At 63.5% G+C, this 2,383-nt stretch carries 3 protein-coding genes, 2 pseudogenes and 1 CRISPR repeat array; of the genes and pseudogenes, 3 read left to right on the top strand and 2 right to left on the bottom strand.

Annotation, left to right across the window (positions count from 1 at the left end; translation table 11 throughout):
* Positions 1-31 precede the first annotated feature (31 nt).
* A CRISPR array of direct repeats spans positions 32-303; the repeat unit is 29 nt; unit sequence GTAGTCCCCACACGCGTGGGGATGGCCCG.
* A 200-nt stretch (positions 304-503) separates the two neighbouring features.
* The 3 genes and pseudogenes from TNMX_RS13580 to TNMX_RS02050 all read left to right on the top strand — a co-directional run.
* Positions 504-710: pseudogene (locus TNMX_RS13580) on the top strand (YmdB family metallophosphoesterase); the annotation flags it as partial.
* Positions 711-723: 13 nt separating this feature from the next.
* The gene (locus TNMX_RS13210) at positions 724-1,017 is read left to right on the top strand and encodes a YmdB family metallophosphoesterase (RefSeq protein ID WP_084221115.1); all 294 of its coding nucleotides are present in this window, start codon (positions 724-726) and stop codon (positions 1,015-1,017) included.
* Positions 1,018-1,123: 106 nt separating this feature from the next.
* A pseudogene (locus TNMX_RS02050) lies at positions 1,124-1,408 on the top strand (transposase); the annotation flags it as partial.
* 226 nt (positions 1,409-1,634) lie between these two features.
* Here TNMX_RS02050 and TNMX_RS02045 read toward each other — a convergent pair.
* Together TNMX_RS02045 and TNMX_RS02040 are read right to left on the bottom strand one after the other, a co-directional pair.
* Entirely contained in the window at positions 1,635-2,000 is a 366-nt protein-coding gene (locus TNMX_RS02045) for a DUF86 domain-containing protein (protein ID WP_038028986.1), read from the bottom strand.
* Entirely contained in the window at positions 1,997-2,293 is a 297-nt protein-coding gene (locus TNMX_RS02040; protein ID WP_038028984.1) for a nucleotidyltransferase family protein, read from the bottom strand. Before TNMX_RS02040 ends, TNMX_RS02045 begins: the two co-directional genes overlap by 4 nt.
* Positions 2,294-2,383 lie beyond the last annotated feature (90 nt).

Raw genomic sequence — 2,383 nt, 5'->3', positions numbered from 1 at the left:
CCCCCGATGCCAACTGCCCCGATAGCCGCGAGTAGTCCCCACACGCGTGGGGATGGCCCGAACGGGGGCTCGATATTCCCGACGAGGAAGAAGTAGTCCCCACACGCGTGGGGATGGCCCGCCTGAGGGGAGGCGGCGCGGGAAGGGTATACGTAGTCCCCACACGCGTGGGGATGGCCCGGCGGGAGCCCTCATCTCCCGGCATCCGAAGGCGTAGTCCCCACACGCGTGGGGATGGCCCGAGTTGGGACCGCTTAACGCTCAATAATCCAGCGTAGTCCCGATACGGGCGGCGATGGCCCGGTAAGGGGAGCAGTGAAAAGGCTTTTGCGCAAGCGCTAGAGGGCAAGTAGCTTCTCGAGGGCCTTGAGGTAACGGCCCTGTCAAGGAGCCCTCCCCACCGGGTTTGGGGCCACTCTCCGCTTAGGGATGCGGGCTCAAGCCTAATACCCTCCCCGGGCTAAAGCACTGGGTGTGGTGCGCGAAAGCCATCTTTCGCGAACATGTACCTGGCACCCTATGCTTGGCTAACCGGAAGCGGTTTCGGAATGTTGAGGGAGATCCCGGAGCGCCTATTGGCCCTGGGGGTGGACCTGGTCACCGGCGGGAACCACTCCTGGGATGGACCCGAGATGGAGGCGGTGCCGGGCCACCCCCGGGTCCTGCGCCCCCTCAACTACAGCTCGGCCACCCCTAGGAAGGGCTTCGCGGTTTTAGAACAAGTTGGGAACCCATACCCATGTCCCCACCCTGGACACCCGGGTGCTGCCCAAAGGTACAGCCTACGTCTCCGACGTGGGGATGACCGGCCCCAGCGGGGGCATGCAGGGCCTCCATCCCCGAAGCGCAACCCCTTGGATGGGCAACCGCCTGCCAACCAAGGGGAAGCTCGAGCTGGTGGGCATGTGTTCCCTTGCGATTCGGCGCCTCTTCCCTAACTCAAAACTTGCACTTATACGCTCTTGGGATACTTATGCGCTTTGGCCACTTGAAAAGGGCCGCTGGTTTCCCGTCTGATAACGGGTGCCATGACCCCAGCAGCCCAGTCCTTACTCTCCCGCATCCTGGCCCTCCTGCCAAGCCCCCACCTCAAGGTAGCCCTTCCAGGGCTGACCAAGGCTCTGCGATGAAGAGCGAGTTTTCCCTGGGTCAGTTTGGGCAGCGGAGTCCTTTGGGGGTGCACCGCTTCTTGGTGCTTTCCCTTTTGGCCTACCTGTTGGCCCACTGGGTGGGGGTAGGTGGGGAGGGGAGGTGGTGGGAGGTGAGGGAGCGGGCGGCGAGGGTTCTTTTGCCCGATCTGGTGGTCCAGGTGTTGATCCGGGAGCTCCATGCCCTGGGTTTGGGGCTGCCAGGGGGAAGGGGGGGAGGTGAAGGTTTATGCAGGGTATGCGGGAGGTGCAAGTTTTGAGTGGTCCATCTGGATCACCACCCCTCGCTGCCCCATCCGGTGGACGAGGTAGAGGAGGGCCGCGGAATCCCCCTTCGCCCGAGACCGCGAGGACCAAGGGGTCTTTGGGGGCCAAGGCCTGGAGCTGGGCGGCGAAACCCTCCTCCAAGGCCCACGGGTCCATCCCCTCCCCCTCTACCCCCTTAGGGCCTCCCTCCAAGACCAAAACCCCGGTGGGCCCTCGGGCTTAGGGGCCGTTTCCCTCCCTCTGCTCCTCCCACCAGAGGATTTCCGCAAGCCTTGGCTTGAGGGAAGGGAGCTCTTCCTGGATGACGCCCCAAAGGATTTCTGGGTCCACCGTCCAGTACCCGTGGGCAAGCCGATCCCGCATTCTCGCCATGAGGGACCAGGGAATCTGGGAGTGGCGCCCCTTAACCTCTTCGGGGAGGTTCTTGGCCGCCTCCCCGATGATCTCAAGTTGCCGGATAACGGCGCTCATAAGGAGTTCGTCCCCGGCGAAAGCTTGGAAATCCCTATCCCCCACGAACCGCTCTATTCTCCCTATGGCCTCGAGGATATCCCGGAGGAACAGGGTGTAACGCCTTCGCCTCACAGGTAAAGGGCCTCTTCTAGGATCTCCTCCCTGAGCTCCGGGCGCAAGGCGGCCTTCCGGACAAGGTCCACACGTAGGCCGAGAAGGGAGGAGAGGTAATCCTCGAGCTCCAGGAACTTAAGAAGCCCCGGGGGCCGGTCAAACTCCACCAGGACATCCAGGTCGCTGGAGGCCCGGGCCTCCCCCCGGACCCGGGAGCCGAAAAGGGCCAGCTCCCTCACCCCGTACCTGGACTGGAGCTCCCCCCTGTGGGCGTCCAGAAGGGCCTTGATGCGGCGGAGATCCTCCTGCATAGGCTTTGGACCAGTGCCGCAAGGGTTGCAAAGAAAAGCCCCGGTCCCATGAAAGAGCTTGCCATAAGGAAGCTCCAAAGTCAACGGCCT

Source organism: Thermus sp. NMX2.A1 (assembly GCF_000511705.1).
In the GTDB taxonomy this organism is placed as follows: Bacteria; Deinococcota; Deinococci; order Deinococcales; family Thermaceae; genus Thermus; species Thermus scotoductus.
Note: the sequence above shows the minus strand (reverse complement) of the source record. Positions and strands in the feature narration are given on the sequence as shown.